This window comes from Komagataeibacter oboediens (genome assembly GCF_018491655.1).
Lineage (GTDB): Bacteria > Pseudomonadota > Alphaproteobacteria > Acetobacterales > Acetobacteraceae > Komagataeibacter > Komagataeibacter oboediens.
Genome location: NZ_JABLUU010000004.1, coordinates 49,127 through 74,596 on the forward strand (window position 1 = coordinate 49,127; position 25,470 = coordinate 74,596).

27 protein-coding genes are annotated in these 25,470 nt (G+C 66.6%); 15 read left to right on the plus strand and 12 right to left on the minus strand.

Going from position 1 to position 25,470, the window contains the following annotated elements:
* Positions 1-76: 76 nt before the first annotated feature.
* From HNO79_RS05040 to cysQ, 4 genes are read right to left on the minus strand one after another with little or no spacing between them, the layout of a single operon-like run.
* Positions 77-1,534, minus strand: coding sequence for an FAD-binding oxidoreductase (locus HNO79_RS05040; protein ID WP_214165018.1), 1,458 nt, complete (start codon positions 1,532-1,534; stop codon positions 77-79).
* Positions 1,531-2,151, minus strand: a complete 621-nt coding sequence (locus HNO79_RS05045; RefSeq protein ID WP_214165017.1) for a hypothetical protein — start codon at positions 2,149-2,151, stop codon at positions 1,531-1,533. Before HNO79_RS05045 ends, HNO79_RS05040 begins: the two co-directional genes overlap by 4 nt.
* Positions 2,152-2,191: 40 nt before the next feature.
* Positions 2,192-3,166 (minus strand): L-threonylcarbamoyladenylate synthase, encoded by a 975-nt coding sequence (locus tag HNO79_RS05050; protein WP_048855678.1) that lies wholly within the window; start codon positions 3,164-3,166, stop codon positions 2,192-2,194.
* A 9-nt stretch (positions 3,167-3,175) separates the two neighbouring features.
* Positions 3,176-3,961 (minus strand): 3'(2'),5'-bisphosphate nucleotidase CysQ, encoded by a 786-nt coding sequence (cysQ, locus tag HNO79_RS05055; RefSeq protein WP_200409613.1) that lies wholly within the window; start codon positions 3,959-3,961, stop codon positions 3,176-3,178.
* A gap of 152 nt (positions 3,962-4,113) precedes the next feature.
* Here cysQ and HNO79_RS05060 point away from each other — a divergent pair, with 152 nt between their 5' ends.
* The 9 genes from HNO79_RS05060 to HNO79_RS05100 are packed head-to-tail and all read left to right on the plus strand — an operon-like array spanning position 4,114 to position 13,279.
* Positions 4,114-5,583: a leucyl aminopeptidase gene (locus HNO79_RS05060; RefSeq protein ID WP_187294147.1), complete on the plus strand. Its 1,470-nt coding sequence runs from the start codon at positions 4,114-4,116 to the stop codon at positions 5,581-5,583.
* Between the two features lie 42 nt (positions 5,584-5,625).
* A complete protein-coding gene (locus HNO79_RS05065) occupies positions 5,626-6,072 on the plus strand; it encodes a DNA polymerase III subunit chi (RefSeq protein ID WP_214165016.1) in 447 nt (148 codons plus the stop codon).
* Between the two features lie 50 nt (positions 6,073-6,122).
* Positions 6,123-6,974 carry an aldo/keto reductase gene (locus HNO79_RS05070; protein ID WP_214165015.1) on the plus strand — a complete coding sequence of 284 codons (852 nt, stop codon included), beginning with the start codon at positions 6,123-6,125 and terminating at the stop codon, positions 6,972-6,974.
* Positions 6,975-7,032: 58 nt separating this feature from the next.
* The gene (locus HNO79_RS05075) at positions 7,033-8,769 is read left to right on the plus strand and encodes a hypothetical protein (protein WP_244987429.1); all 1,737 of its coding nucleotides are present in this window, start codon (positions 7,033-7,035) and stop codon (positions 8,767-8,769) included.
* A 4-nt stretch (positions 8,770-8,773) separates the two neighbouring features.
* Complete coding sequence (locus HNO79_RS05080; RefSeq protein ID WP_214165014.1) at positions 8,774-9,742, plus strand: hypothetical protein; 969 nt, start codon at positions 8,774-8,776, stop codon at positions 9,740-9,742.
* 2 nt (positions 9,743-9,744) lie between these two features.
* Entirely contained in the window at positions 9,745-10,290 is a 546-nt protein-coding gene (locus HNO79_RS05085) for a hypothetical protein (RefSeq protein WP_214165013.1), read from the plus strand.
* Entirely contained in the window at positions 10,287-11,357 is a 1,071-nt protein-coding gene (locus HNO79_RS05090; protein WP_214165012.1) for a hypothetical protein, read from the plus strand. The genes HNO79_RS05085 and HNO79_RS05090 overlap by 4 nt, the downstream gene beginning before the upstream one ends.
* Complete coding sequence (locus HNO79_RS05095; RefSeq protein WP_214165011.1) at positions 11,354-12,820, plus strand: NADH-quinone oxidoreductase subunit D-related protein; 1,467 nt, start codon at positions 11,354-11,356, stop codon at positions 12,818-12,820. The genes HNO79_RS05090 and HNO79_RS05095 overlap by 4 nt, the downstream gene beginning before the upstream one ends.
* 9 nt (positions 12,821-12,829) lie before the next feature.
* Positions 12,830-13,279, plus strand: coding sequence for an NADH-quinone oxidoreductase subunit B family protein (locus tag HNO79_RS05100; protein ID WP_010512833.1), 450 nt, complete (start codon positions 12,830-12,832; stop codon positions 13,277-13,279).
* Positions 13,280-13,301: 22 nt separating this feature from the next.
* Here the strand turns inward: HNO79_RS05100 and HNO79_RS05105 are convergent, their stop codons facing one another.
* From HNO79_RS05105 to HNO79_RS05115, 3 genes are read right to left on the minus strand one after another with little or no spacing between them, the layout of a single operon-like run.
* On the minus strand, positions 13,302-14,159 hold the full coding sequence (locus HNO79_RS05105) for a CDP-alcohol phosphatidyltransferase family protein (protein WP_214165010.1): 858 nt from the start codon (positions 14,157-14,159) through the stop codon (positions 13,302-13,304).
* Positions 14,160-14,165: 6 nt separating this feature from the next.
* Complete coding sequence (locus tag HNO79_RS05110) at positions 14,166-14,843, minus strand: phosphatidylserine decarboxylase (RefSeq protein WP_214165009.1); 678 nt, start codon at positions 14,841-14,843, stop codon at positions 14,166-14,168.
* A 34-nt stretch (positions 14,844-14,877) separates the two neighbouring features.
* Complete coding sequence (locus HNO79_RS05115) at positions 14,878-15,630, minus strand: methyltransferase domain-containing protein (RefSeq protein WP_214165008.1); 753 nt, start codon at positions 15,628-15,630, stop codon at positions 14,878-14,880.
* 98 nt (positions 15,631-15,728) lie between these two features.
* Between HNO79_RS05115 and gloB the strand changes: the two genes are divergently transcribed.
* Complete coding sequence (gene gloB, locus HNO79_RS05120; RefSeq protein ID WP_214165007.1) at positions 15,729-16,460, plus strand: hydroxyacylglutathione hydrolase; 732 nt, start codon at positions 15,729-15,731, stop codon at positions 16,458-16,460.
* A gap of 428 nt (positions 16,461-16,888) precedes the next feature.
* Positions 16,889-17,434 (plus strand): polyhydroxyalkanoate synthesis repressor PhaR, encoded by a 546-nt coding sequence (gene phaR, locus HNO79_RS05125; protein WP_244987430.1) that lies wholly within the window; start codon positions 16,889-16,891, stop codon positions 17,432-17,434.
* Between the two features lie 171 nt (positions 17,435-17,605).
* On the opposite strand, the gene HNO79_RS05130 is transcribed toward phaR, so the two are convergent.
* The 5 genes from HNO79_RS05130 to HNO79_RS05150 form a co-directional block, all read right to left on the minus strand.
* Positions 17,606-18,352: a lysophospholipid acyltransferase family protein gene (locus HNO79_RS05130; protein ID WP_214165006.1), complete on the minus strand. Its 747-nt coding sequence runs from the start codon at positions 18,350-18,352 to the stop codon at positions 17,606-17,608.
* A gap of 79 nt (positions 18,353-18,431) precedes the next feature.
* Positions 18,432-19,121 carry a YdcF family protein gene (locus HNO79_RS05135; protein ID WP_214165005.1) on the minus strand — a complete coding sequence of 230 codons (690 nt, stop codon included), beginning with the start codon at positions 19,119-19,121 and terminating at the stop codon, positions 18,432-18,434.
* Positions 19,100-20,026: a cell division protein FtsX gene (locus HNO79_RS05140; RefSeq protein ID WP_214165004.1), complete on the minus strand. Its 927-nt coding sequence runs from the start codon at positions 20,024-20,026 to the stop codon at positions 19,100-19,102. The genes HNO79_RS05135 and HNO79_RS05140 overlap by 22 nt, the downstream gene beginning before the upstream one ends.
* Positions 20,026-20,697, minus strand: coding sequence for a cell division ATP-binding protein FtsE (locus HNO79_RS05145; protein ID WP_010512843.1), 672 nt, complete (start codon positions 20,695-20,697; stop codon positions 20,026-20,028). Before HNO79_RS05145 ends, HNO79_RS05140 begins: the two co-directional genes overlap by 1 nt.
* Before the next feature lie 20 nt (positions 20,698-20,717).
* Positions 20,718-21,122, minus strand: a complete 405-nt coding sequence (locus HNO79_RS05150) for a hypothetical protein (protein ID WP_010512844.1) — start codon at positions 21,120-21,122, stop codon at positions 20,718-20,720.
* 186 nt (positions 21,123-21,308) lie between these two features.
* On the opposite strand from HNO79_RS05150, the gene HNO79_RS05155 reads away from it, so the two are divergent.
* From HNO79_RS05155 to HNO79_RS05170, 4 genes are read left to right on the plus strand one after another with little or no spacing between them, the layout of a single operon-like run.
* A complete protein-coding gene (locus HNO79_RS05155) occupies positions 21,309-21,866 on the plus strand; it encodes a chemotaxis protein CheW (RefSeq protein ID WP_244987431.1) in 558 nt (185 codons plus the stop codon).
* Positions 21,863-23,239: a CheR family methyltransferase gene (locus tag HNO79_RS05160; RefSeq protein ID WP_214165003.1), complete on the plus strand. Its 1,377-nt coding sequence runs from the start codon at positions 21,863-21,865 to the stop codon at positions 23,237-23,239. The genes HNO79_RS05155 and HNO79_RS05160 overlap by 4 nt, the downstream gene beginning before the upstream one ends.
* Positions 23,239-23,775, plus strand: coding sequence for a chemotaxis protein CheW (locus tag HNO79_RS05165; protein ID WP_010512848.1), 537 nt, complete (start codon positions 23,239-23,241; stop codon positions 23,773-23,775). Before HNO79_RS05160 ends, HNO79_RS05165 begins: the two co-directional genes overlap by 1 nt.
* A 6-nt stretch (positions 23,776-23,781) precedes the next feature.
* Positions 23,782-25,464, plus strand: coding sequence for a methyl-accepting chemotaxis protein (locus tag HNO79_RS05170; protein WP_010512849.1), 1,683 nt, complete (start codon positions 23,782-23,784; stop codon positions 25,462-25,464).
* Positions 25,465-25,470 lie beyond the last annotated feature (6 nt).

The window sequence follows — 25,470 nt, forward strand, 5'->3', positions numbered from 1 at the left end:
CCGTGCAAAAGGGGTGATCCCCTCATGCGCTGGGGACAGGTACGCTCAGATGCCGGCCGTGTGGACGCGCCCGGCGTCATGTCCCGGATGTGACAGGCGGCAGTACCTTGCCGGGGTTCATGACATTCCGGGGGTCAAGGGCAGCCTTGATATGGCGCATGGCCTCCAGCTCCGCCCCGCCCCGCCATGACGGCATCATGTAGGGCTTGAGCTGCCCCACGCCATGTTCGGCCGAAAACGAACCGTCCAGATCCTTCACGATCGCCGCCACCGTGTCCATTATGTCGTGGCTGCGGGCCAGAAAGGTATCCGCCGCCACGCCTTCGGGCTGGACGACATTGAAGTGGATGTTGCCATCGCCCATGTGGCCGAACGGGGCGGGACGGCAGCCCGGAATCAGCTTTTCGCATGCGGCACTGGCGCGTGCGATCAGTTCGGGCACGTGGGTCACGGGCACCGATACGTCATTCTTGACGCTGGCCCCCGCGCGGCGCTGGGCTTCGGCATGCTCCTCGCGCAGTTTCCACAGACCGGCGCGCTGGCCTTCGCTTTCGGCAATGACGGCATCGGTGATGATGCCTTCCTCCAGGGCTTCGCCCAGCACTTCCTCGGCATATTCACGCAGATCGGCATCGGGGCGCGGGGTCGCCAGTTCCAGCAGCACATAGGCGGGTGCGCGCTCACCCAGCGGCAGGGCAGCACCCGGGATCAGGTCGATGACAAGGTCCATGCCGGTGCCGGACATGAACTCGAACGCCTGCAGCAGGGCGGGATCGCGCGCGCGCAGCAGCCCAAGCAGCTTCAGCGCGGCATCGGCGTCGTCCACGGCACACAGCGCGGCCTCGATCGCGCGGGGCTGCGGGTGAAGTTGCAGGATGGCGGTGGTGATGAACCCCAGCGTGCCTTCGGACCCGATCAGAAGCTGGCGCAGGGCATACCCCGTATTGTCCTTGCGCAGGCGGCGCAGGCCATGGAACACGCCGCCATCGGGCATGACTGCCTCCAGCCCCAGCACCAGTTCACGCGCATTGCCGTAGCGCAGCGTGTTGTTGCCGCCTGCATTCGTCGCCAGTACGCCGCCAATCTGCGCCGACCCTTCGGACGAGATGGAGAGCGGCAGCATGAACCCCGCATCCCACGCCGCGTCCTGCGCCGCCTTCAGCGTGACGCCGGCTTCGACTTCCATGGTCAGGTCATGGGGGTCGATGCCACGGATATGGTTCATGCGCGACAGGCAGACCACGACCTCGTGCCCGCTGTCATCCGGTGTGGCGCCGCCCACCATGCTGGTATTGCCGCCCTGTGGCACCATGGGGATGCCGTGTTCACTGCAGAACCGGACAAGCTGTGACAGTTCTTCCGTATTGGCTGGACGCAGCACCGCCAGCGCGCGGCCGTGGTACAGGTTGCGCCAGTCGGTGCAGTAGGATGCGGTGTCGGTTTCACCCGTAATCACGCCCACGGGCCCCAGCATGTCGGTAAAACGGGCGATCAGGTCCTGCCGTGCCGGTGCGGTTGGGGAGGGAACGGTCATGACGGCATGCTTCCTGAATGAAGGGGTAAGGAGGGCGGTGGCAGGTAGGCCTGCCCCTGATGATGCACGGGCGGGTAGGTGGCGCTGGCCTGCGCCGGGCTGGGGGACATGAACAGGTGCCATGTCTCGGTCAGCACGAAACCGGTCAGCGCGCCCACCGCCGCCGCCACCAGCAGGCCCGAACGGCGTACGGGGGGACGGGACTGCACCACCGATGACAGGACGGCCTGCGTTTCGGCGCGGGCCTGCCGCGTCTGGTTCAGTTCCGCGCGCAGCGCCGAATTGTCAACTTTCAGGTCGCGTATTTCCGTATCCAGTCTGCGGATGCTTTCCGTCAGCTGGGAAATGCGCTGGTGCGATTCCTGAATCTCTTTCGCGGCGGCGGCGCTGGCTTTTGTCGCGCGGGGCGCGCGCGGTTTCGCGGCGGCCTTTTTGGGGGGATTGGGGGCGATGGCGGCAAACAGGTTTTTCAGCGCCCCGCCGGTTACCTGATTTTTTTGCGCGCGCGCGCGGATGGCGGCCAGCGCATTTTCCGACTGGCCTGCATGCTCCTCCAGCACGAGTGCGAGGATGTCCGAAAGGATTTTCAGTTCCTTGGGGTCGATTGTGTCGCTCATCTCAGGGGCACCGGGGTCGGATCATGCGGTTGAAACTATTTTACGGTCGCGGGCAGGCCGCGCGGATCAGGCGGTCACGGATCGCACGGCCCAGCCCGTGTCCGGGCACAGGCTGTACCGCAATCCCGACCAGTCCCCGGCGGTGACCTTCCATATCAAGAAACCGCAGCCCCGCGAAGAGGCGGGCGGCCGCTTCATGCAAATCACCCGTGGCACTCAGGTTCCACACCAGCGCGCTGCCGGGCAGGGGCGGGCCGAACGCCAGAAGCGCCTCGTCGGGGGTCACGCTGCGGGCATCCAGACGGACCGGCAGGCCGGGCGCGTAATGCGATGACAGCTGGCCGGGGGCGGTGGGACGGGCGTCGTTGCTGCCCGCGGGCAGGGCCAGCTTCATGCCGCATGCCGCCTCCAGCGCCTCCAGCGTGATGCCGCCGGGACGCAGCAGGACAGGGACATCGCGGGACAGGTCGATGATCGTGCTTTCCACGCCCACGCGGCATGGACCGCAGTCAAGGACCGCGTCAATGCGGCCATCCAGCCCCGCCAGCACGTGCTGCGCATCGGACGGGCTGACCCGGCCCGACGGGTTGGCCGAAGGGGCCACGACCGGAAACCCGCACGCCGCCAGCAGGGCCTGCGTGGTCTGCCCCGCAGGCACCCGTACGGCGGCGGTCGGCAGGCCGGCGGTGGCGATGGTGGATATGCCGCAATGTGTTCCGCGTGGCAGCACCATTGTCAGCGGGCCGGGCCAGAACCGGTCGGCCAGCCTGCGCGCCAGCGGCGTGGCCTCAACCTGTTCAAAAGCAGCGTCCGCGCTTGCGAAATGGCTGATCAGCGGGTTGATGCCCGGCCGCCCCTTGGCGGTATAGATGGCGGCGACGGCCGTATCATTGCCCGCATCCGCCCCAAGGCCGTAAACCGTTTCCGTCCCGAAGGCGACCAGTCCGCCCGCGCGCAGCATGGCGGCGGCAGTGGCGAGTCCCTGCGGGTCGTTATGCAACAGGCGTGTGTGCATGGCCCCGGATCAGGCCGCGCCGCGACACAGGAAATGCGGGTTGCGGAAGCCGGGCTTGCCATAGCCCAGCACCTTGCCATCGGGCGTGGTGATGGACCCGCCAGCGGCTTCGACAACAGCCTGCGGTGCGGCGGTATCCCATTCCATGGTGGTGCCAAGGCGGGGATAGAGGTCGGCCACGCCTTCGGCCACGCGGATGAATTTGGCCGCCGAGCCGATATTGCCCAGATGCGCGATGGCCTGTCCGCCCAGGAATTCCTTCAGGCGCGGGTCATCGGCGTAATGGCGCGACGCCAGCACCGTCAGCCCCTCCGCCGGAGGTGTGCGGACATGGATGGCCTGCGTGCCACTGGCGTCGATGCGGAAGGCCCCGCGTCCCGCGCCGGCACCATAAAGCTGGTGATAGGCCGGAAGTGCGACGGCCCCCAGCACCGGCCGCCCATCGCGCACAAGGCCGATATTGACGGTGAAATCGTCCCGCCCGGCTGCGAATTCCCGCGTGCCATCCAGCGGGTCCACCAGCCAGAACTCGCGCCCGGTCTCTGTCATGATGCCGGCTGCGACCTCCTCCTCCGCCACGACGGGAATGGCGGGGGCATGGGTGCGCAGGCCCGCAAGGATATGCTTTTCCGCCGCGTGGTCGGCCTCGGTCACGGGGGAACTGTCGGTCTTGACCTTGGTCGCGAACCCGCGCGCGCGGATGGTGCGGATCAGGTCGGCGGCTTCACTGGCAAGGCGCAGGGCCAGATCCAGAAGGAATCCGTCCTCATATGCTGGCATGGATGGCGTATTCATGCTGTTCGCATTAGCTTACTCATGGCGCGCCGTCATGTCCTTATCGGTGCCGATGGCCGCGGACAGGGTGGTGTCGGTCCGGGGCGCGGCGTGCTGGTGCAGGAATTTATCCTGTCTGCCCAACACCTTCGAAGCGGAGCACCGTGATCCATATGCTCGATATCGCCTTTTCCGACGCAAGCCTGCCCGCCAGTGGCACCATTGCCATCCTTGCCGTATCCGGCGGGGCGCCCGCGGGTGCCCTTGCTACGCTGGACGCCGCGGTGGGCGGCGCGCTGACCCGGGCCGCGAAAGCCACAGGATTCGGCTTCGACGCCGCGAAAACCTGTGTCGTGCTGGCGCCCGGGGCGGGATATGACCGCGTGATCCTGGTGGGGCTGGGTGCCGTGGACGCGCTGGATGGCACCGTGGCAGAACAGGCCGGTGTGGCGGCCGCCCGCGCCCTGTCCGATGCGGGTACGTCCGGCGTGGTCGTGGCCGATGGCATCGCCCCCGACCTGACCGCCCATGTGGCGCTGGGTGTCGTGCTGGGCAGCTACCGTTTCGATTCGTACCGTACCCAGCCGCGCAAGGGCGATGCAGGCCCGCTGACAGCCGTGACCGTGGCCTGCGCCGATCCTGCCGCGGCACAGGCGGCATGGCAGCCGCTTTCGGCGGTGGCGCGCGGGGTGTTCCTGTGCCGTGACCTTGTATCCGAACCCGCGAACATGCTGCGCCCGCCGGAGTTCGAACAGCGCATTCTCGCCCTGCGTGACCTTGGGGTGGAAGTGGAGGTGCTGGACCGCGACGCCATGCACAAGCTGGGGTTTGGCGCCCTGCTGGGGGTAGCGCAGGGCAGTGACGCGCCGCCGCGCACGGTCATCATGCGCTGGAATGGCGGCACGGACGGGACCGCGCCGGTGGCCTTCGTCGGGAAGGGCGTGACCTTTGATTCGGGCGGCATCTCGATCAAGCCGGCGGCCGGCATGGATGAAATGAAAACCGACATGGCGGGAGCCGCCGCCGTGGTCGGCACCATGGCGGCACTTGCGGGCCGCAAGGCGAAGGTGAACGCCGTCGGTGTCGTGGGGCTGGTGGAAAACATGCTGTCGGGCAATGCGCAGCGTCCGGGCGACGTGGTGCGCACGGCGGCGGGCCAGACGGTCGAAGTGCTGAACACCGATGCCGAAGGCCGTCTCGTGCTGGCGGACGTGCTATGGTACACGCAGGACCGCTTCAAGCCGCGCATCATGGTCAACCTTGCCACCCTGACCGGGGCGATCGTGGTCAGCCTGGGTGTCGAGCGCGCGGGCCTGTTCTCCAACAATGACGGCCTGGCAGGCCATCTGGCGGCCACGGGGGAACAGACGGGCGAGAAGCTGTGGCGCATGCCCATGGACGCCAGCTACCTTGAACTGCTGCGTTCGGACATTGCTGACCTCAAGAACATCGGCGGGCGGCCCGGCGGGTCGATCACGGCAGCCAAGTTCCTTGAATGCTTTGTGAACGACGTGCCGTGGGCGCATCTGGACATCGCGGGCACGGCGTTTACGTCCAAGGCGACATCGCATGCGCCCCGCGGGGCGACCGGCTTTGGCGTGCGCCTGCTCGATCGCATGGTCGGCACGTATTACGAAGGGTAATGCCTGCCCCGCGCGGCAGGCCGGATCGGAACAGGGAACTCCATGGCGCAGATCGGCTTCTATCACCTGACGCGTTCACCGGCGCTGGCGGTCCTGCCCGCGCTGCTGGGCCGGACGCTTGCGGCGGGAAAGCGGGCGGTGGTCCGCTGCGCCACGGCAGAACGGGTGCAGGAGCTTGATGACGGGCTGTGGCGGTCGACCGACCCGCTGTGGCTTCCCCATGGCACACAGGCCATGGGGCATGGGCCATGGCAGCCGATCTGGCTGACGGATGGCCAGGACGTGCCCAACGGCGCGACCTTCGCCTTCCTGCTTGACGGGGTGGAAGTTGCCGACCTGTCCCCTTTCGAACGGGTGTTCGACCTGTTTGATGGCCATGATGAGGCCGCCGTCGCCAGTGCGCGCAGACGCTGGGTGGCATGGCGTGATGGTGGTCATGACCTGAGCTACTGGCAACAGCAGCCCAGAGGCTGGGCGCGTCGTAAATAGCCGCAGGCCCCGCTGCGGGGTGGCGGCATGGACGAAAGGCAGGTTGCGTAATGAAGACGGTTACTTTCCCCAATGAAACCACGGTGCCCGCGCTGGGCATGGGCACATGGAACATGGGGGACAGCGACAGCCGCCGCGCGGATGAGATAAAGAGCATTCACGCAGGTCTCGACGCGGGGATCCGCGTGGTGGACACGGCGGAAATGTATGGCTCCGGCCGTTCCGAAAAACTGGTGGGCGAGGCGATAAGGGGACGGCGCGACGACGTGTTCCTTGTCAGCAAGGTCGTGCCCTCCAACGCATCGCGCACGGGCGTGCGCCGGGCGTGTGAAGCATCACTCAAACGGCTGGGCACCGATTTCCTTGACCTTTACCTGCTGCACTGGCCCGGCAGCGTGCCGCTGGAGGAAACGCTGGCGGGATTCAGTGACCTGATTGATGCGGGCCTGATCCGGAGCTGGGGCGTATCCAACTTCGATGCTGATGGCATGATGGAGGTCGAAAGCACACCGGCCAGCACGCCGTGCGCCGCAAACCAGGTGCTGTACAGCCTTGATTACCGTGGTGTGGAATTCGACCTGCTGCAGCGTGATCGTGATGCAGGCGTCGTGACCATGGCCTATTCCCCGCTGGGGCAGGGGGGTGACCTGCTGCGCGCGCCGGTGCTCAGGCGCATAGCAAAGCGGCACAGCACGTCCCTCGGGCCGGCCACGACGGCGCAGGTCGCGCTGGCATGGGTGCTGCGACAGGAAAACGTGCTGGCCATTCCCAAGGCGGGCAGCCCGCGTCACCAGCATGAAAACTTCGCAGCAACCGAGATCACCTTGACGCGCGATGATCTGGCGGAGATTGATGAAGCCATAGCGCCGCCGCGCCGCAAGGAGCCGCTGGCCATGATCTGACCCGCCCGGCCTTCCGGGCGCAAGCGGGAGGGCTGTCATCATTCCTGTCATCCTTGTCGTGACCGTGCTGCTGCTGGCGGTGGCCAGCGTGCTGCCAGCCTGTGGTTTACGGCAGATGGCCACGATGGTGCCTGTCCTGCGCTGCGGATGGGTGGCGCTGTGCATCATGGCCATCCTGTCCTGCCTCGGGCTGGAATTGCCGGGCGGCATTGCGCCATGGCCCGGTTTTTCAGGTGACATGCATGATGTTGCCCTGCTGGTGCCGCTGGGCATTGTCGGGGTGGCGGCGTCCGGCGCGCGCGGTGCCGCGGTCTGCGCGGGGGCGGCACTTGCCGTGATCGGCGGGCCGCCCCTGTCCTGCGTGGGGGCGGGATGGATCCTGATCGCACGCAGGGATTGTCCGCACGATGATATGGCGCGGCAGGCGCCGGACCTGATTGCCCTGCTGCTCATGGCGGCGGTGCTTCTGTTTCCGCGTCCGGCGGGCTGGCTGCTGCCCGGACTGTGCTGGGTTGCCACGCGGGGGCTGCTGGGCCTGTCCTTTTCGCTGCGCGTGTCGCCGCGTGGCCTGCGTCCCTTCCATATGGCGGATATTGCCGCGATGGTCGCGGCCATGGCGCTGTGGCGGCATTTGCCTGCTGGCGGCATGGTGGGGGACATGCGGTGGGGTGGCGTGCTGATCGTTGCCGGCTGCCTGCTGTACATGACGGCTTCGTGGCGGGCGCTGTGTGCGGGGGACGGGCGCAGGGTCATGACGGGACTGATGGGGGGCACGGGGGCGCTGGTGATCGTGCTGGCGGGGCTGGGGCTGCTGGCCCGTGCCGATGACCTGCCCGCCATGGCCGTCTGCGCCAGCCGTACGTTCATGCTGGTGGCTGGCATGCTGCTGACATGGATGTTCGTGGCGCGTGCGATGGATGTGATGGAACGCGAGGCCGGTGCCCTGATATTGACCCGTCTGGGTGGTCTGGGTGTGCTGATGCCGCGCCTGTCGGCCCTGTTTTCCATCGGGCTGCTGGCGGAAAGCGGACTGCCGCCGCTTCTGGGTTTTTCCATAATCTGGATGCTGCTGCGCCTGCTGGCGGCCATGCCGCGTGGCGGGGGGCTGGGCGGGGATCTGCCGTTGCTGCTCGCACTGCTGGCGCTGGGGATCGGGTGGGCGGTGCGCATGCTGGCGCTTGTGCGCATCGTGGCGGTCATGCTGTGCGGCAGGCCACGCACGCCGCGCGGGGCAGGTGCTGCTGATCCGTCGGGGCGGGACATGGCGGCCATCGTGCTGGCGGCGCTGCCGGTGCTGTGCGTGTCCGTCTGGCCGGGATACTGGCTGGGGCTTCTGGCGGGCGCAGGGACGGCAGGGGCCGTGGACAATGTCGCGCTGGCGTCGCCCGACGGGGCGGCGGTGCTGCACCCCGCGCGGCTGTGCCTGCTGGTGGCTGTGGTGGGGGGTGTGGTCATGGTGGTGCGGCGCATGGCCTGTCCCACGCCCGCCCGTCAGGTCGCGGGGTGGCAGCAGGGTGCGCCCCCCGTGCCGCCGTGGATGGTCTTTGGCGACCCGCTGACGCAGGTTGGGCCGGGTAATCCCGTGCGTATGCTGCTGGATATGGTGGGAACGGTCGTGGTGCGCAGGCGGCTCATGCGCGATTACGTGCGCCTGCGGCGGCGTGGCGCGCGGGTATGGCCCCTGCTGGCGCAATATGTGGGCGACATGCGCCAGGGTGGCATGACGGTGTCCGCGCAGGTGATGATGGTCATGGCGTGCGTGGCGGCACTCATATTCATTGCATGGCATGGATAGCGGCATGATGACGTCATTCATGCTGGCCGCGCGGATGCAGGCCCTCCTGCTTGCGGGCTGTCATATGGCGCTGGTCCTGCTGGGTGCGCCGGTATGGATCGGCCTGCTGCGCTGGATGGCGGCGGTGATGGAAGGGGAACGCCGCCTGCCGGACCCGACCGCGCACTGGCGCGTGCTGCTGCATGCATGGCGGCAGGTGGGCGTGCGGTCGGCTGCGGGCGCGCAGGTGACGGCGGTTGCCCCATGGCTGGCGCTGGCGGCGGGCATGGGGGCGACGCTCCTGGTGCCGTCCTTTTCCATCGGCATGCCTGGGGGGGACCTGTCGGATGTGCTGATTATCGGCGGATTGCTGGAAATCGCCTTTCTTGCGCTGGTGGTGGCGGCCCTTGCGCCGGGACTGGCGCGACCGGGGCATGCGGGGCTGCGGGCCGTGGCGGGGGGGATCATGATCCAGCCGGTCATGCTGCTGGCCTGCACGGTGCTGGGCATGTGCCTGCCTGACGGCACGCTGGCGGGACTGGTGCGGCAGGCGCATGTTGCGGACATGAACCTTGTGCGCGTGCCGCTGGCGCTGGTTGCCGGTGCGCTGGTGCTGGGGGCGGTCGGGGAAGGGGACGGAACGACATCAAGGCTGTTTTCGGCCATGCTGGAGGACCTTGCCGGCCCCGATCGCGCCGTGGCCCAGTATGCGCGCGACCTGCTGGCGGTAGTGTGGATGATGCTGGCGCGTGACCTGATCTGGCCTGAAGGAATTGCGGAGCCCGACATCCTGCCCCGTTCGGGGGTGCTGGTGCCCATGCTGGTGGCGGTCGCGCTGTGGGTGGCGCATATGCTGCTGGCCTGCGGGTGTGTTGCGGCGATACGGGTTTTCGTGGTGTCGGGGCAGCGGCATGCGGGCTGGCGGGGCGGTCTTGCGCTGTTATGCGCCATCATGGCCGGGGTGCTGCTGTTTGCCGGGCGGGGGATGGGCTGAGCATGCTTGTACTGCTTTTGGGGGTGCTGGTCATTCTCTCGCTCTCGACGTCGGGGGAGCGGGGCGGCGGTCCGGTCTGGCATGCGGCATGCACGGCGGCATGCGTGTGCCTGTCGCGCTGGGTGCAGGGGCGGGTCGGGCTGGCCTGCGTCATGACCGTGGGGCTTGCAGCCCTGTTCGGGCTGCTGGGCGTGCAGATGCTGCATATTCCCGCGGCCCGGCGCGAACGTAGCGGCCTGCGGCTTGCCGGTGGTCTGGCCTGTGTCGCGGTGCTGACACAGGTCATCATGCAGGGATCGCAGGACGGCATGACGGCGCGCCTTATGGGCATGACGGGTCTGGCCGCCATCCTGTGTGGCGTATGGAGCGCGTGTATCGCGCGCGGCCCGGTCGCGTTGTGCGCGGGGCTGGCCTGTGGGCTGGACGGTGTCATGCTGCTGGCGGCACGCACGGATGACCTGCTGGTCATGGGGGAGGTGATTGTCGCGGCGATCGGGCTGAATGTCCTGCTGGCCGCGGCGCCGCGCGTGCATGGACGGGGGGAATGATGTCGCTTGCCCTTTATGCCAGCCTGCTGGGTGGCTGGCTGGCGCTGGCATTGACCGCCCTGCTGGCGACCGGGGCGACACAGGCGTTGCGCGTGCTTCTGGCGGTGCTGTTTCTGGTGCTGTGCGGCGTGGCTGGTGGTCTGTCGGGCGATGTGGCGGGGTGCATGATGGAAACGGCGCCCGCGGTGGCATTATGCGTGTGGGTTTTCGGGGCGCGGCACGAACCGGGCAACGCATCGCGCGGGGCGGCCGTGCTGCCTTTTTTCCTGTCGGGCATTGCCGCCCTTGCCATCGCTTTCGGGCGGTGTGACCTGCTTGGGCTGTTTCTGGGCTGCGGGCTTGTGGCCCGTCTGGCGCTGGCGATTGGCCCGCGGGGGCTGGAACAGGACGGCTGGCAGGTCCTGCGCATGGAACTGTGCGGGTTGCTGATGGCGCAGGGGGGCCTGTTCGTGTTGCAGGCGGGATGGGGGCACATGCAGGATCAGGCCGGGGCGATCCTGCTGGTGGGCGGGCTGCTGCTGGCCTGTGCCATCATGGGTCGGCCGGGGCAGGCCGGGCCGGGATGGAATATGGAAATTCTGGCCGTTCTGCCGGTCGTGGCGCGGGCGGGGGAGATGTGGCCGGTCCTGCTGCCTGTCCTGACCTTCATGGGATGTGTGTGCTTGTCATGGGTGGTCCTGTCACGTCGGGAACGCATCTCTGGCGGGGGGTACTGGGCTGGTTGGGCCGTGCTGGCTGCGGGCCTGCCGGATGGCGGCATGGGGGGGCTGCCACTGGCTGCCTGCCTGCTGGTCATGGCCTGCATGCCGTTATCGGATGCTCTGCCGGAGGGATACATGACGTGGCCGCCCTTCCTCCCCGGCATGGCGGCGGGGCTCGTGCTGGTCGGGGAAATGGGCACCATGGCCCCCGTGGCGTTTGCAGCCGGTGCCAGCCTGTGGCCGGTGCTGGCGGCGCGTGGTCGGGCAGGCCATGGCGGGCTGCCATGGGTACAGGCGACGTTATTACTGGTGATCGGGTGCATGGTGCTTGCCACTGTTGCGTACCGGGTGGGGAGGGGATCATGACTGCGCAGGTGCCGGACCTGATCCGCAGCGGGACGCCCTCGGCCTGTGCCGGGCGTTTCGTGCTGGACGGTGGGACGTGGCGCGACATGGTGGAAAACCTGCGCCATTCCACCCTGCCGCTGCTGGGGCTTTGGTCCGATGGGGGGCAGGTACATGCCCTGTTCATGGAGGGGACACGTCCCCTGCTGGCCAGTGTCGCGGTCATGGACGGGCGCTACTTTGCCCTGTCCCCCGTACGGGCCGGGGCGGCGGCTTATGAACGCATCACGCAGGACCTGTGGGGAATCGAGGGCATGGGGGCGACAGACAGCGCCCCATGGCTGGATCAGGGGCGGTGGCCGGTAACATGGCCCCTGCATGACCGGCCACCGCCCGCGCCTGCACCACCCGAAGGCGTGGAATTCACCGATGATGCCGCCATGGTGCAGGCCGGGGGCACCGTTGTGGGGTATGGCCCGGCGGAGGGGGATTTCCAGTCTCCCTTCCACCTGCGTCTGGGCCTGCCGGGGGAACGGATCATGCAGGTCCGCACCCGTATGGGTTACGCCCATCGTGGCCTGTGCGCGCGCATGCGTGGTGCCACGGTGGCGCAGGCAGCCCGACTGGTCGCCCGGATCGATGCAACGGCTACGGTGGCCCATCAGGTGGCCTTTGCCCGCGCACTGGGGGCCGCGGCGGAACATGCTGGCGCGGATATGGATGATGCGGCCATGTTCGTAAGCGAACTGGAACGCATCGCGATCCATCTGGACACGCTGGCCACGGCGGCGGAACTGCTGGCCGATGGACGTTTTGCCATTCTGGCCGCAACCCTGCTGGAGCGTGTGCGGCAGGCCTGCCGGGAGGGCTGTGGCAGTCGCCTGCTGTTTGACGTGCTGCCGCCTGCGGGCGACGCGGGACGGACCGTATCCATTCCCATGGAGGTCCTGACGGAACTGCGGACGGGCTGCGCCACGTTGCGCCACCTGTTCTGGCGGCCGCGTGGCATGGCCATGCAGGCGCGCGGGCGGGGTATCGTGCCGGCGGATGTCGCCCGCAGGTGGGGCATTGCGGGCTGTGTGGGCCGGGCGTCTGGCGTTGAAGGCGACCTGCGGCCGTATGTGTCACGGTCCGCAGGGCGGGAGGGCACGGGGGGCGATGTGGCTGACCGTCTGGCCATGCGCCTGCATGAGGTGGAAATGGCCGTTGACATCCTGTCCACGTTCGATGGCGCGGCCGTCAGCATGCCCGCCGGATATGACGTGCATGGGTCAGGAGAAGGTATGGGCTGCGTGGAAGGCCCCACCGGGCCTGTCTGGCACTGGGTCAGGTTGGCGCATGGCCGTGTGGCGGCATGGTGGTGTGGTGACGCGTCCCTGCTACTGTTTCAGGCGCTGCCCGGCATATTGTCCGGCGCGGTGTATGAGGACGTGCCGCTGATCCTGACATCGCTTGGCCTGTCGGCTGCGGGCGCGGATCTGTAGGGTGGGGCCATGGCGTATCTGAACCTGTTCTGGCCGGAGGGTGCCGTGCTGCCGCGCATGGTGCCGCTGGATATCTTTCACATGGAAACCGGGGGCTGCGCGGGCTGTGCGATTGAACTGCGCAGCCTGTCGCGCGCCCTGGTGGAAGGGCATTCCGATATCCGTTTTGTCTCCACGCCGCGACAGGCGGGGCTGCTGCTGGTAACGGGCAGCCTGACGGTGGATATGGCCCCGGTTGTCGAACTGGCATGGCAGGCCATGCCGGGCACGCGCCTGCTGGCCGCGGTGGGGGACTGCGCGGTGGATGGGGGAATATTTGCGCCCGGTTATGCGGTTCTGGGCGGGGTGGGCGGCCGTGCGCGCGCCAGCCTGCTGCTGCCCGGATGCCCGCCATCGCCCGCGGAAGTCCTTGATGCCCTGATCCGCTGGCGCACGCAGGGCGAAGGGGAGGCGACCTGACGGAAGGGACCAGGCAGGGTGTTCAGGTCGAAGGGACGGTTGCGGGCGGGTCGTCGCTTTCCTGCAATGCCTCGGCTTCGCGGCGCAGGCGGTGGAAGCTCCGCCTGCTCATGGGAAGCAGCAGGATGTAGATGATCCCCGCCGCCGCCAGCGCGCCCCACGGTTCGGCCACCAGAACGGCGGCATAGGCCCCCGTGCCCAGCATGGTGGGGAGGATCATGGGCGAGGGGACCTTGAAGTTCTTGAACGACCAGACCGGCAGGGTCGACACCAGCAGGAAGGCCGTGCCGCTGAGCGTCAGCGCGGGCAGGAGCGGGGCGCGCGTCAGTTCATACAGCCAGTCACAGTGCAGGTGCTGCGCTTCCAGCCCGAGAAAGAGCGGAAACAGCGCCAGCCCCGCGCCCGCCGGGGCGGGAACGCCGGTGAAGAAGTTGCTGGCGTATTTGGGCTGGTTGGCGTCGTCATCCAGGCTGGCATTAAAGCGCGCCAAGCGCAGCGCCATGCAGACCGTGAACATGATGCACGGGATGTAGCCAAACCGCCCGCCTTCATGCAGTGCCCACAGGTACAGGACAAAGGCGGGGGCTACGCCAAAGCACAGGAAATCCGACAGGCTGTCGAATTCCGCGCCAAAGCGGCTGGTGCCGCGTAGCAGGCGTGCGATTCGTCCGTCCAGCCCATCAATGCAGGCGGCGATCAGCAGCGCGGTCGCAGCACTGCCAAAGCGTCCTTCCAGCCCGAATCGCATGCCCGTCAGGCCCGCGCACAGGCCCAGCATGGTCATGAGGTTTGGGATCATCCGGTTGAACGACAGGCCCCGCACGCGGGGGCGCTGGCGTTTTTTCAACCGTCGGATACGGCGTGTCGGCGGGGTGGTCATGCCCGCTTAAAGCCGCGCCATCACGGTTTCGCCGCCAATCATGGTCTGGCCGACTTCCACCAGTGGCGTGACATCGGGCGGCAGGTACAGGTCGGTGCGCGAGCCGAAGCGGATCAGCCCGAAGCGTTCGCCGGTTTCGTACTGCATGCCTTCTTCCGCATCGCACAGGATACGGCGTGCGATCAGCCCCGCAATCTGGACCACGGCAACCTGGCGGCCATCCTTCAGCGTCACGCGCAGCGCATTGCGCTCGTTCAGTTCGGATGCCTTGTCCAGGCTGGCGTTCAGGAACTGCCCGGCATGGTAGGCGATTTTCGTCACGGTGCCCGCGACCGGCATGCGGTTCACATGCACGTCCAGAACAGACAGGAAGGTGGCGATACGCCAGACCGGCACATCCCCCATGTCCAGTTCCGGCGGCGGGGCCACTTTCTCGATCGAGACGACATGCCCGTCCGCCGGGGCAACCGCCACGTTCGGCTCGGCCGGGGTGACGCGTTCGGGGTCACGGAAGAAATACAGGCAGAAGCCGAAGAACAGGCCACTGGCTGTACCAAGCCATCTGGTCACCCGGAACGGCAGCAGCCGACCGATGATGGCCCCGGCCCCCGATGCAAGGAGAAAGGGGCGCGCGGCCGGGTGCGGCGGTGCAATGACAAGCTTGAGGGATTGAATCAGCGACATGGGATAATGTTCATGAAGATTTCAGTAAAAATGGTCAAGTATTCTGCATGTCCCGTGGTTGCCGACGGGATGTCGCATTGCGTGAAAAGATTCGTGCCGGCCGCAGGCGCAGCCCCGCGGGCACCAGTGTCGCGGGACGGGTGGGCACGGCGGCGTAAATGTCCTTGACCGCCTCGATCATGCAGATACCGCCCAGACGGGGGAACAGGTTGCGCCCCGTCCATTCCACCACGCCCAGAGGGGCAGCCGGGCATGGCCCCGCGGGTGGGGCGTACAGCGCATCTTCATGGCGTTCCGCCCGGAAACAGGCATCGGCCAGCCAGCGGCTGATCTGTCGGCGCGAAAACGGCGTGCCCTGCCCGAAGGGGGAATTGTCGGCATGCGCCCACAGTCCCGCCCGGTTGGGCACGACCAGCAGCAGTCGCCCGTCATCCTTCAGGACCTTCCAGACCTGTCGCAGCAGGCTGTTCTTGTCCTCGCTGACCTCCAGCGCATGGATCATCACGATCCGGTCGAACTGCAGGTCATCGAATGGCAGGTGCGTGCCATTTACGATACAGTCGCGTCCCTGCCATGGCTGTGCGTCACGGGTAACGTGGGTATCCAGCCGCGCGGACACGCACGGCCTGTCGGGCCGGTCCCATAATGGTAGGAAGGGGTGCGCGTACCCAAGGCCAAGCGTGTGCCCCGACGTGCCGTCGGGCCAGATGGCGGCCATGCGCTGGCACAGCAGGCGCGCGGCCACCTGGCCCCGGCGAGTGGCATAGAAGCTGGCGGCGGTGTGCATGTTCGCTGGCATTGGTACACACTAGCACACCCCATCGCCCCGGCCATCACGTCATGCCGGATGGTCGGGCCCATGCAATGGAAATGTCGAGGACAGTCATGACACAGAAGCTTGCCATAAAGCCGATTCCCATCCTGTCGGACAATTACGCCTGGTTCGTGCATGATGTGGCGACGGGGGCCGCCGCCATGGTCGATCCGGCGCAGGAAGCCCCGCTGATCCACGCAATCGATGCGGCGGGAGGCAGGTTGGACCTGATTTTCCTGACCCATCACCATACCGACCATATCGCGGCGGCCGATGCCCTGCGCCAGCGATATGGTGCGAAAATCGTGGGCCCCTTAGCCGAGGCCGCCCGTCTGCCGCGCCTTGATGTCGCGGTGCGCGATGGGGATGTCGTGGCGCTGGGACATACCCGTGCGGAGGTACTGGCAACACCGGGGCATACAGCGGGTGAGGTCTCGTATTATTTCCCCGACGGACCGGCCCTGTTCTGTGGTGATACGCTGTTCAGCATGGGGTGTGGACGCCTGTTCGAGGGCACGCCCGCCGAGATGTACGCCAGCCTGGCCCGCATCAGGGCCCTGCCGGATGACACGCTGATATGCTGTGGGCATGAATATACCCAGTCGAATGCGCGTTTTGCCCTGCATGTCGATCCGGACAATGCCGCGCTGAAGGTACGCGCGGCACAGGTGGCGGATTTGCGGCGCAGGGGCCTGCCCACGCTGCCGGTTCCGCTGTCGGTGGAACGCCAGACCAATCCCTTCCTGCGCGCGGCGGATGCCACGGCCCTTGGCCTGCTGCGAAAGGAAAAAGACAGTTTCTGACAGGGCACGTGAGTGCAATTGATTGATAAAGATAACAGAAGGCCCCGGGTGGCGCTTTTTTGAAAAAGCGTCACCAGACCTTTCTTATGGGTGTCCGAATGTTCTGCGGACACTTTCTGGTGGCGTTCTGTCACCGCTGGCATGGCAGTATTGTTTTTCCCACCTGGAAACATGATTAATGATCCGACGCATGGCGGGAAACCGTATTATGACATAATGCAGGGATCTGGGGGTCAGGGCGGGAAGGACTGATTATCGCCCCGCGGGGATGGGGCATGGGTGCCCTGCCAGAACCGGGCATGTGGGCCCGGAACACTTCATTGACTGGCCTGCATGCGCGGTGCATGGCCGGTGCAGTCGTCATCTGTTGGGCGGCGACATGGCCCATCGGGGTAACGTGCCCCTGATCCATGCGAAAGGTAAGGCATTTGTCGGTCTCTTCTGTCCCGGTGATCATCAAGAAATATGCCAATCGGCGGCTGTACGATACCGATCTGTCGGCCTACATCACGCTTGAAAACCTTATGGATATGGTCAAGCAGGACCGGGCCTTCGTCATTCTGGATGCCCGCACGGGCGATGACATAACCCGTGGCGTGCTGGCGCAGGTCATGCTGGAAGAGGAAACCCGCGGCCGTGCCATGCTGCCGGTAGCCTTCCTGCGGCAGCTTATCCGTTGTTATGGTGACAGCATGCAGGGCGAGGTATCGGATTACCTGGAACGCATGATGACCGAATTCATGGATCGTTCGCCGGGCGGCGTGACGCCCGACGGGCTGGATGGGCTGGGACAGGAAAATGCCGCCGTGGTGCGGCAGGCCATGTCCCTGTTCACATCCCTGTATGCCGTGGAGCGGACAGGCAACCGGACGGTGGAAAACCTGCTGCAGGAAATCATGGATTTGCGCCAGCAGGTGGCTGCATTACAGGCCCGTCTGGATGATGAAGGGCGGGACGGCACCCCGGGCACATAGGTTGCAACGGCGCGCCTTATCCCCGTCCTGATGATCGGCATCCATCCGGTTGTTCTTTCGATCGTGGGCCGTTGCCGGGCCCTGCCCCTGAAATCGAAAGCCGGTTTGAGTGTGGTATTTTCCAAAAAGCTTCAGCGAATGCCGTCCTTTTGGAAAAAAGATGGCACCGGCCTATTCTGAAGTTCCCTTCTGGGGCTCCCGTAATGCGGGAACCGGCAGGCCATGGGTTGCGCACAGGTTCTGCCATGCCTGAGCGATGGCAGGCAGCAGTTGCGCGCGGCGTAGCCCTGCGGGCAGGGGCGCGCCCACGACAATGTGGATCGTGCCCGGACGTTTCATCAGGCTGCCGGGTTTCCAGTACAGGCCCGCATCGGTTGCCACGGGAATGACCGGCAGGCCGGTATGGGTCGATAGCGCGGCAATGCCCGGTTGCAGGCTGATGGGCGCGCCCGGTGCAGTGCGCGTGCCTTCGGGAAAGATGATGATCTGGCGCCGGTCGGCCACCGCGTCATCCGTTGCGGCCAGCAGGGCACGCAGGGCCTTTGCCTTGCCATCCCGGTCCACCGGGATCATGCCGCTCAGCCGTAGCATGGGGCCGACCAGCGGTATGCGTTCAAGTTCGCGTTTCATGACATAGGTCGGGCGGGGTACCAGGTTCATCCAGACCAGCGTATCGAATTCCGACTGGTGCTGGCACGCCAGCAGGCACGGCCCCGGCGGCAGGTGCTCCATGCCGCTGATCTGTATGCTGATCCCGCAGATACGCTGCAGCCCGCGCAGGGTCAGTCCAGTCCATACCTTCGCATAGGCCAGCGCGCGGCCCGGTGCGAACAGGCGGATGGGAAAGGCCAGAATTCCCATCACGATGGTCAGCAGCAGGAAATACAGGTTGAAGGCAAGCGCGCGCAGCAATGTCATCACGAACGGGTCCGGCAGTGTGGGATTGGCTTTTCCTAACACCAGAAAACTAAGGTGAGGACAAGCGGCACGTCGATGTTCAGCCCATGACCGGGGGGGCGCCGGGCCGGGTGTCAGCGTGGTTGATCAGGCCGTGCAGCGGGCGCGTCAGGCGCGCGACATTCAGGCAGGCCAGCAGCCACTTGTCATATTCCGTCACCATAAGCCGCATGGTGGCGGGATGCAGCAGGTGGCGCAACGCGGGGGAACGGATCGGGTATCCATACAGCTGCACATCGGGCACCGTGCGCGAGATTTCCAGCATGGCGCGGCGGATGTGATAGCCCGCCGTCACCACGACCAGGCTGCGGATATGGTAAGCGCGCACCCACTCCGCCGTTTCGTCTGCGTTGCCCAGCGTGGATGTGGCGCTGTGGCCCAGCGTCGTATGCGTCCACAGGGTCAGGGGTACGGGCCGGGACTGATGGCGCAGGAAATCCCCCAGCGTGGCATGCAGGTCCACGCCCGAAATCAGCAGCCGGTCGGCATCCCCCTGTGCCAGCAGGTGCAGGGATTCGTCGATCCTTCCCTGTCCCCCTGTCAATGCCACGATCCCGTCTACATGTGGCGGCCGCGTGGGCGCGCGCATGGCGTCATGAATAAACCACGCCAGTCCACCCAGCCATGCCAGCAGCGCCGCCAGCATGCCCGCGGCCGTCAGCCATCGGTACAGCGACGGGCGTGCCCGGTTCGTGGGCGGCGTGGGGGTCATGGCAGGCGGCGCAACCATGCCCGCACGGTCAGTTGCGTGGTAACCCAGCCCGTGATCCCGGCGGCGGGCGGCAGCGCCAGCAGCATCCATAACAGCGCGTGCGGCACGATGTCCGCCCACGCACGGGGATTGCGCCAGTCCATGGGGGCTACGGCCTGCGCATCGGTCATGGCGGAAAAGGGGGCAGCCAGGTGTGACATGGCCAGCAGCATGGGCAGGGCCGCGATACTGCCCCCCAGCCCCCCAACCAGCGCCAGCAGCCCCACGCGCGATGCAAAGCGCCCGGCAATATAGCTGTCCATCGCACCCAGCGAGTGGATCAGCGCAATGGCCTGTCGCCGGGTCTGCAGGCCCGCCCGCGTTGCGGCCATGACTACGCATACCGCCACCGTCATGACAATCAGCACGGCCAGTAGCGCGCAGGCCTGCAGGCTGGCGGCCAGTGCGGCCAGCCGGTCGCTCCAGACACTGTCATGTTCCACCAGCACCCCCGGCGCGACGGCTTCAAGCCGGGGCAGGAGGGGGGGCATCGGATCCTGCCCTGGCACAGTATGCACCTCGATCACGGCGGGTAGCGGCAGGGATGAATCCCCGGTCCGTTCGATCCATGGGGCCAGCAGGGCGCGCAGTTCCGCATCGCTCAGCCTGTGCGCCGTGGCGACGCCGGGGGCATGGGCCACAATGTCCTGCACCGCCGCGATACGTGTGCCCGAACCGGCTGCCGGGTCATCGGGGCCGGGCACCTGCACGGTCGTGACGGCACCCGCGCCATGGGTCCAGCGCTGCGACAGGCCGTGCGCCGCGATCCCCCCCGCCAGCGCGAGTGCCGCAAGAAAGGACATGGCCGCGACAAGGAAGGGCAGGAACTGCCCCGGCAGTGCCTGATGCAGGGCCAGCCCGTCATGGTAACGCCTGCGGGCCATCAGCGGTAATCCCGCACCAGATGGCCATGCGCCAGTTCAATGGCGGGGGCTGGGTATTTTTCCACGATGGCGTCGTTATGGGTGGCCACCACAATGGTCGTGCCCAGTTCCGCCAGCCGGTGGAACATGGCCATGAGACGCCCTGCCTGCCGTTCATCCAGTGCGTTGGTCGGTTCATCCGCCAGCAGCAGGGCAGGGCGGTAGATGACCGCGCGCGCGATCGCGACCCGCTGCTGTTCGCCCCCCGACAGTTGCAGCGGACGCGCGTCCAGACGGTTTTCCAGTCCGACCCATTTCATGATGGCGTGGACCTCATGGGCGATCTCGTCCTCCGCGCGGTGCTGCAGGCGCAGCGGGAGGGCGACATTGTCAAATACGCTCAGGTCCGGCAGCAGCCGGAAATCCTGCCATACCGTCCCGATGCGCCGGCGCAGGCGGGCAAGGTTGCTGCGCCGTGCCTGCATGACCGGCACGCCCAGTATTTCCACCATGCCGGCGCTGGCCTGCACCTCCAGCGACAGGATGGACAGCAGTGATGACTTGCCCGCGCCCGACGGGCCAAGCAGCCAGCGGAATTCGCCCTGCGCCACATCAAGGCTGATATGCGACAGGGCAGCCACCCCGGCGCGATTGCCGCCATAGGCGTAGCTGACATCATGCAGGCGGAACATGCGGGCGGACCTTTCGGTCTTTACATGGTGCGTGCGGCGATGGTGGACAGCGTCGCGCACAGCGCCGCCGCAGCCATGAGCAGCAGCCCGTCAAACACCAGCGAGGACGGGGTCAGCAGGTGCGACCCCACCTCCAGATGGTCGGGAATGGAATGGGCGACATGCGCGATCATGTCCCGCGTCTGCGGATCGTTGCCCGCGGCGCCGTTGACGATCCCGATGACGTGGGGCAGCGCGCTCCACCCGATGCCCAGGATCAGCACCAGCGGGGCGACCAGTTCGGATACCTGCTGCACCAGATAGAACAGGAAGTAGAACACCGACCAGACCGCCACCCGCACGATGCGCGGCACGTTCACCCCACCCATGGTGGCGCCGGACACCGGCATGCGGTCCTGCTGCTGGTTGGAAAAGTGACTGTCCATTAAAACAAGACTCCGCTCATGGGGGCCGTTTCCCCGGATTGTTGGAAACGCATTCCAGACCGAGGTAGCGATGGCTTGTATTAAATGCAAACTTCTGCCTTGTGCATATGGGAAACAGCAGGTCGCGCCATCGCAATGGATCACGCCACGTCACAGCACGATAACGGATATGGATCGGGTCGGGTCATGCGGCCCTCCGTCATGATCTTCCGTGTGGGCACGCGGCAGTACGGTCTGCCTGCCGGGCTTGTGGTCAGGGAATGCATGCCCGTGCCCGAACTCATGCCGGTGGCCGTTGCGCTGCCGCATGTATCGGGCTGGTTCCGGCTGGGGGCGGCCATGGTGGTGGTGATCGACCTTGGGGTGCTGCTGGGTGTCCGCGCGCAGGCGGTGCGCCAGCCGGTGGATCTGCTGTACTGTCCGCTGCTGTTGTGCAACCTGCCCGGCGGGGGGAGCGTGGCCCTGCTGGTGGATGCGGTGTGCGAGGTCGCGCAGCCCGTCCCCCCTTTATCCGCCATGCCCGACGGTGACGCGGCGCAGGCCGGGGAGCCGGGCCGGGAACTGGAACTTGCGGATGGTGGCATTGCATTCATGCTGCGCATGACCGACATCATCAATGATGATGAACGCATGCGGCTGGACAATCTGATGGAACGTACCCGTGCGCGCGCCGCCCTGTGGGCCGGACTGGACGCCCCCGATCCCCCGATGGCGGCGGGTGATGAAGGGGAACGTCATTCATGATGGGACCTGTCGCCTTTCCGCCCGCCGGCCTGCGGCGGCTGCTCAATGCCGTGACCCGGCGCACGGGGCTGCATTATTACGTGGACAAGGCCGATCTTCTGGAACAGGTGGTGGGCGCACGCATGGCGCTGCATGGCTGCCGGACATGCCATGACTATCTTGCCCTGCTGTCCGACGGCGCGCGGGGCGACAGGGAATGGCGGGAACTGGAATCCGCCATTACCATAGGCGAGACGTTTTTCTTCCGGTATGCCGAGCAGTTCGCCGCCCTTGAACGGACCATTGTGCCGCAGCTGATACACCGGGCGGCGGCCACGCGGCACCTGCGGGTGTGGAGCATTGGCTGTTCCAACGGGGCGGAACCCTATTCCATCGCCATCCTGCTGACCCGCCTGCTTGAGGAGGCGGGCCAGAATGCTGCAGACTGGCATGTCGAAATCCTGGGCACGGATATCAGCACCCGCGCGCTGGAACAGGCCCGGCTGGCGGAATTCAGCGCATGGACCTTGCGCGACATCGTCCCGGCACAGCGGGCGGCCTGGTTTACCCCGGTCAGTCCCCGTATCTGGCGGCTGCATGAATGCTATCGCCGCATGGTCCACTTCCGGTACAGCAACGTGCTGGACCTGCTGCGGCCCGATGGCGGGCCTGCGGGACCATTCGACCTGATCCTGTGCCGCAACGTGCTGATCTATTTCGCGCAGGCACAGGCACAGGCGCTGGTGCGCGCCATGGCGTCGCGGCTTTCGCCCGAAGGCTGGATCCTGCTGGGGCATTCGGAACCGGTGTCCAACTTCGCACCCTGCCTTGAAACCGTGCGCCTGCCGGGCACGCTCGCGTTCCGCGCACCGGCTTCGGGCGGGGGACGACAGGACGCGTGCGCCGGGGTGCCCGTACTGCCGCGGCGCAGGCCGGTCGCGCGCGCCCTTGTGCCCGTGCCAGCCGGGAACAGCGCATCCGTTGCTGCGGAAATCCGCCGTGTTGCAGATGGGGGGCAGGTCGCTCGTGCCATGCGGATGTGCCGTGACCATCTGGCGCGTTACCCCATGGATACCCGCATCCATTTCCTGTCCGCCGTACTGGCATGGGGCGAAGGCTGCCTGCTGCAGGCCGAGGAATCGTTCCGAAGGGTCATCTATCTGGCCCGCGACCACGTCATGGCGCGCTGCTACCTTGCCCGCCTGCTGGAAGATGCGGGCGGATGGGTGGAGGCAAACCGCATGCGCCAGCAGATGATCGACCTCGTCCGTCGCTGCCCGCCCGATATGGTCCTGCCCGACGGGGATGGCATGACGGCAGGCGGCCTGCTGCGCCTTGCCCGGCAGGCTGCCGAGGGACCGGCACTGCGGCATGATGCGCAGGTGACATCCTGATGACGCATGCGGACATGACCCCACCCGCGGGCAGGGAGGCCTTCGCCCGGCGGGTCCTGCATGAACGTGCGCGCATCATGGCCGCGCGCGGGCAGGGGCAGGCGGATGGTACGGCGGGACGGCTGCTGGTCATGCTCGACCTCGCGGGACAGGCCTGCGGTGTGGACCTGCATGCCGTGCTGCGCGTGACCGACCCGGTCTGGAGCGACATGCCCCGCAGGCCCGACTGCCCGCCTGGCGTGCGCGGGGTGCATGGATACCAGGGCGACCTGTACACCGTGTTTGACCTGTCCATCCTGCTGGGTGGCGCGCCACTGGAACAGCCGGGGGTGATGCTGCTGCTGCGTTCGGTGTCCAGTATCCCGCTGGGGCGCATCGCGCTACTGGCCAGTGCGGCGTTGGGCACGGCGGAAATAGCGGGCACCCCCACGCCACTGACCCCTTCGGGTTTTCCCCAGGCCAGCCTGCCCGATGGGCGCAGCCTGACGGTCATTGATCCCGCGCGTCTGTTTTCTTCCCGTTATGTCGGAGTGTGAAGTACCGTGACAATCGCCAATCGCCTGCTGTTCGGCTTCATGGTCGGTGTCCTGCTGATGGTTTCGCTGGGCATTTACGCACTGGGACAGATACGGGAGGTGCGTGATGAAATGACGATCATCGTCACCCGCGACCTGTCGGTCTACCGTGAACTGACGCATATCCGCGCCAACGAAAACGACCTTGTCGCCCGCAGGCTTGCCATCCTTGCGCATTATTACGCGCATGATTTCGAAACCGCCCCCGCCGTGCTGGAAGACGCCATTGCCGGATGGGATGAAAAGGCGCGCGGGGCGGACAGCCTGCTGGCGGGCGTGCTGTCGCGCGCGGAAGAGGCCGGCAGGCTGGCGCGCAGCGATGACCAGCGCGAGATGTTCAATACCGTCGCCAGCCAGCTGCGTGATATTTCCACGCAGTTCCAGATGGATACGCACGGCGCCGCCATGCTGTTCCAGGCCATACGGGCGGGGAATGATGCGGGCGTGCGCGAACAGGCATCGCGTATCGACAGCCGCGAACAGTCGATCGACCTGCTGGTGGGGCGGGCTGCGTCCCTGCTGGACCATGGGGTGCAGGTGGCCGAAACGCAGGGGGCGGCATCGTATGATTACAGCCGCCGGTCGCTGGCCATCGGCATGGGGGGCGCGGTTGTCGTCGCACTGATCGTGACCTTCTGGACGCGACGGTCGATCATGGAACCGATTTCGTCCATCATGCATGTCATGGAACGCGTGGGGCAGGGCGACCTTGCCACCCGCGCCAAGGTCGGCGGGATGGGCGAGGACCGTGACGAGGTCGCCCGCCTTGCGGCCGGGCTGAACCGCATGATCGACGGCCTGCGTGAAATCGCGCGGCAGAGCGGGGAAGTCACGCAGAACCTTGACGCCGCCGTGGCCGAAATCCGCGCCTCCACCCAGCAGCAGGCAGCAAGCGTGGAAGAACAGTTCGCCGCAGTGCAGGAAACGGCTGCGACGGTGGATGAAATCACCCATTCCGGCGCCCAGATCAGCAAGCGCGCGAGAGAGGTCATTTCCTCGGCGGAGGTGATCGTCCACAGTTCCGCAAGCGGGCTGGAAGCGGTGGAAGAAACCGCCCGCGCCATGGCCCACACCCATGACGGGGCCGAAGCCGTGGCGTCGAACATCGTCGCCCTGTCCGAACGGACCGAGGCGATCAGCGAAATCATCGCCTCGGTCAATGACCTGTCCGAACGCTCCCACCTGCTGGCGCTGAATGCCGCGATCGAGGCGGCGGCAGCGGGTGAGCACGGGCGGTCGTTTGCCGTGGTCGCGGCGGAAATGAAGATCCTGGCCGACCAGTCGCGCGATGCGACGCAGAACGTGCGCGCCATACTGGGTGACATCCAGCGCGGCATCAACACTTCGGTCATGCTGACGGAGGAGGCGGTCAAGCGTGTTTCGGCGGGCAAGGAGCGGACCGACATCGCCTACCGCACCATCGAACGCATGACCGGCGGGATCGAGGAAGGGGTGCATGCCTTCCAGCAGATCGTGGCGTCCACCAACCAGCAGCAGATCGGCATCGAGCAGGTCATGACCGCGCTGCAGAGCATCCGTCAGGCCAGCCAGCAGACATCGGCGGGCACGCGCAACCTTGAGGTCTCGGCCAGCAACCTTGGCAAGCTGTCGAAACAGCTTCTGACCATTTCCGCGCGTTACCGGACCTGACGGCCG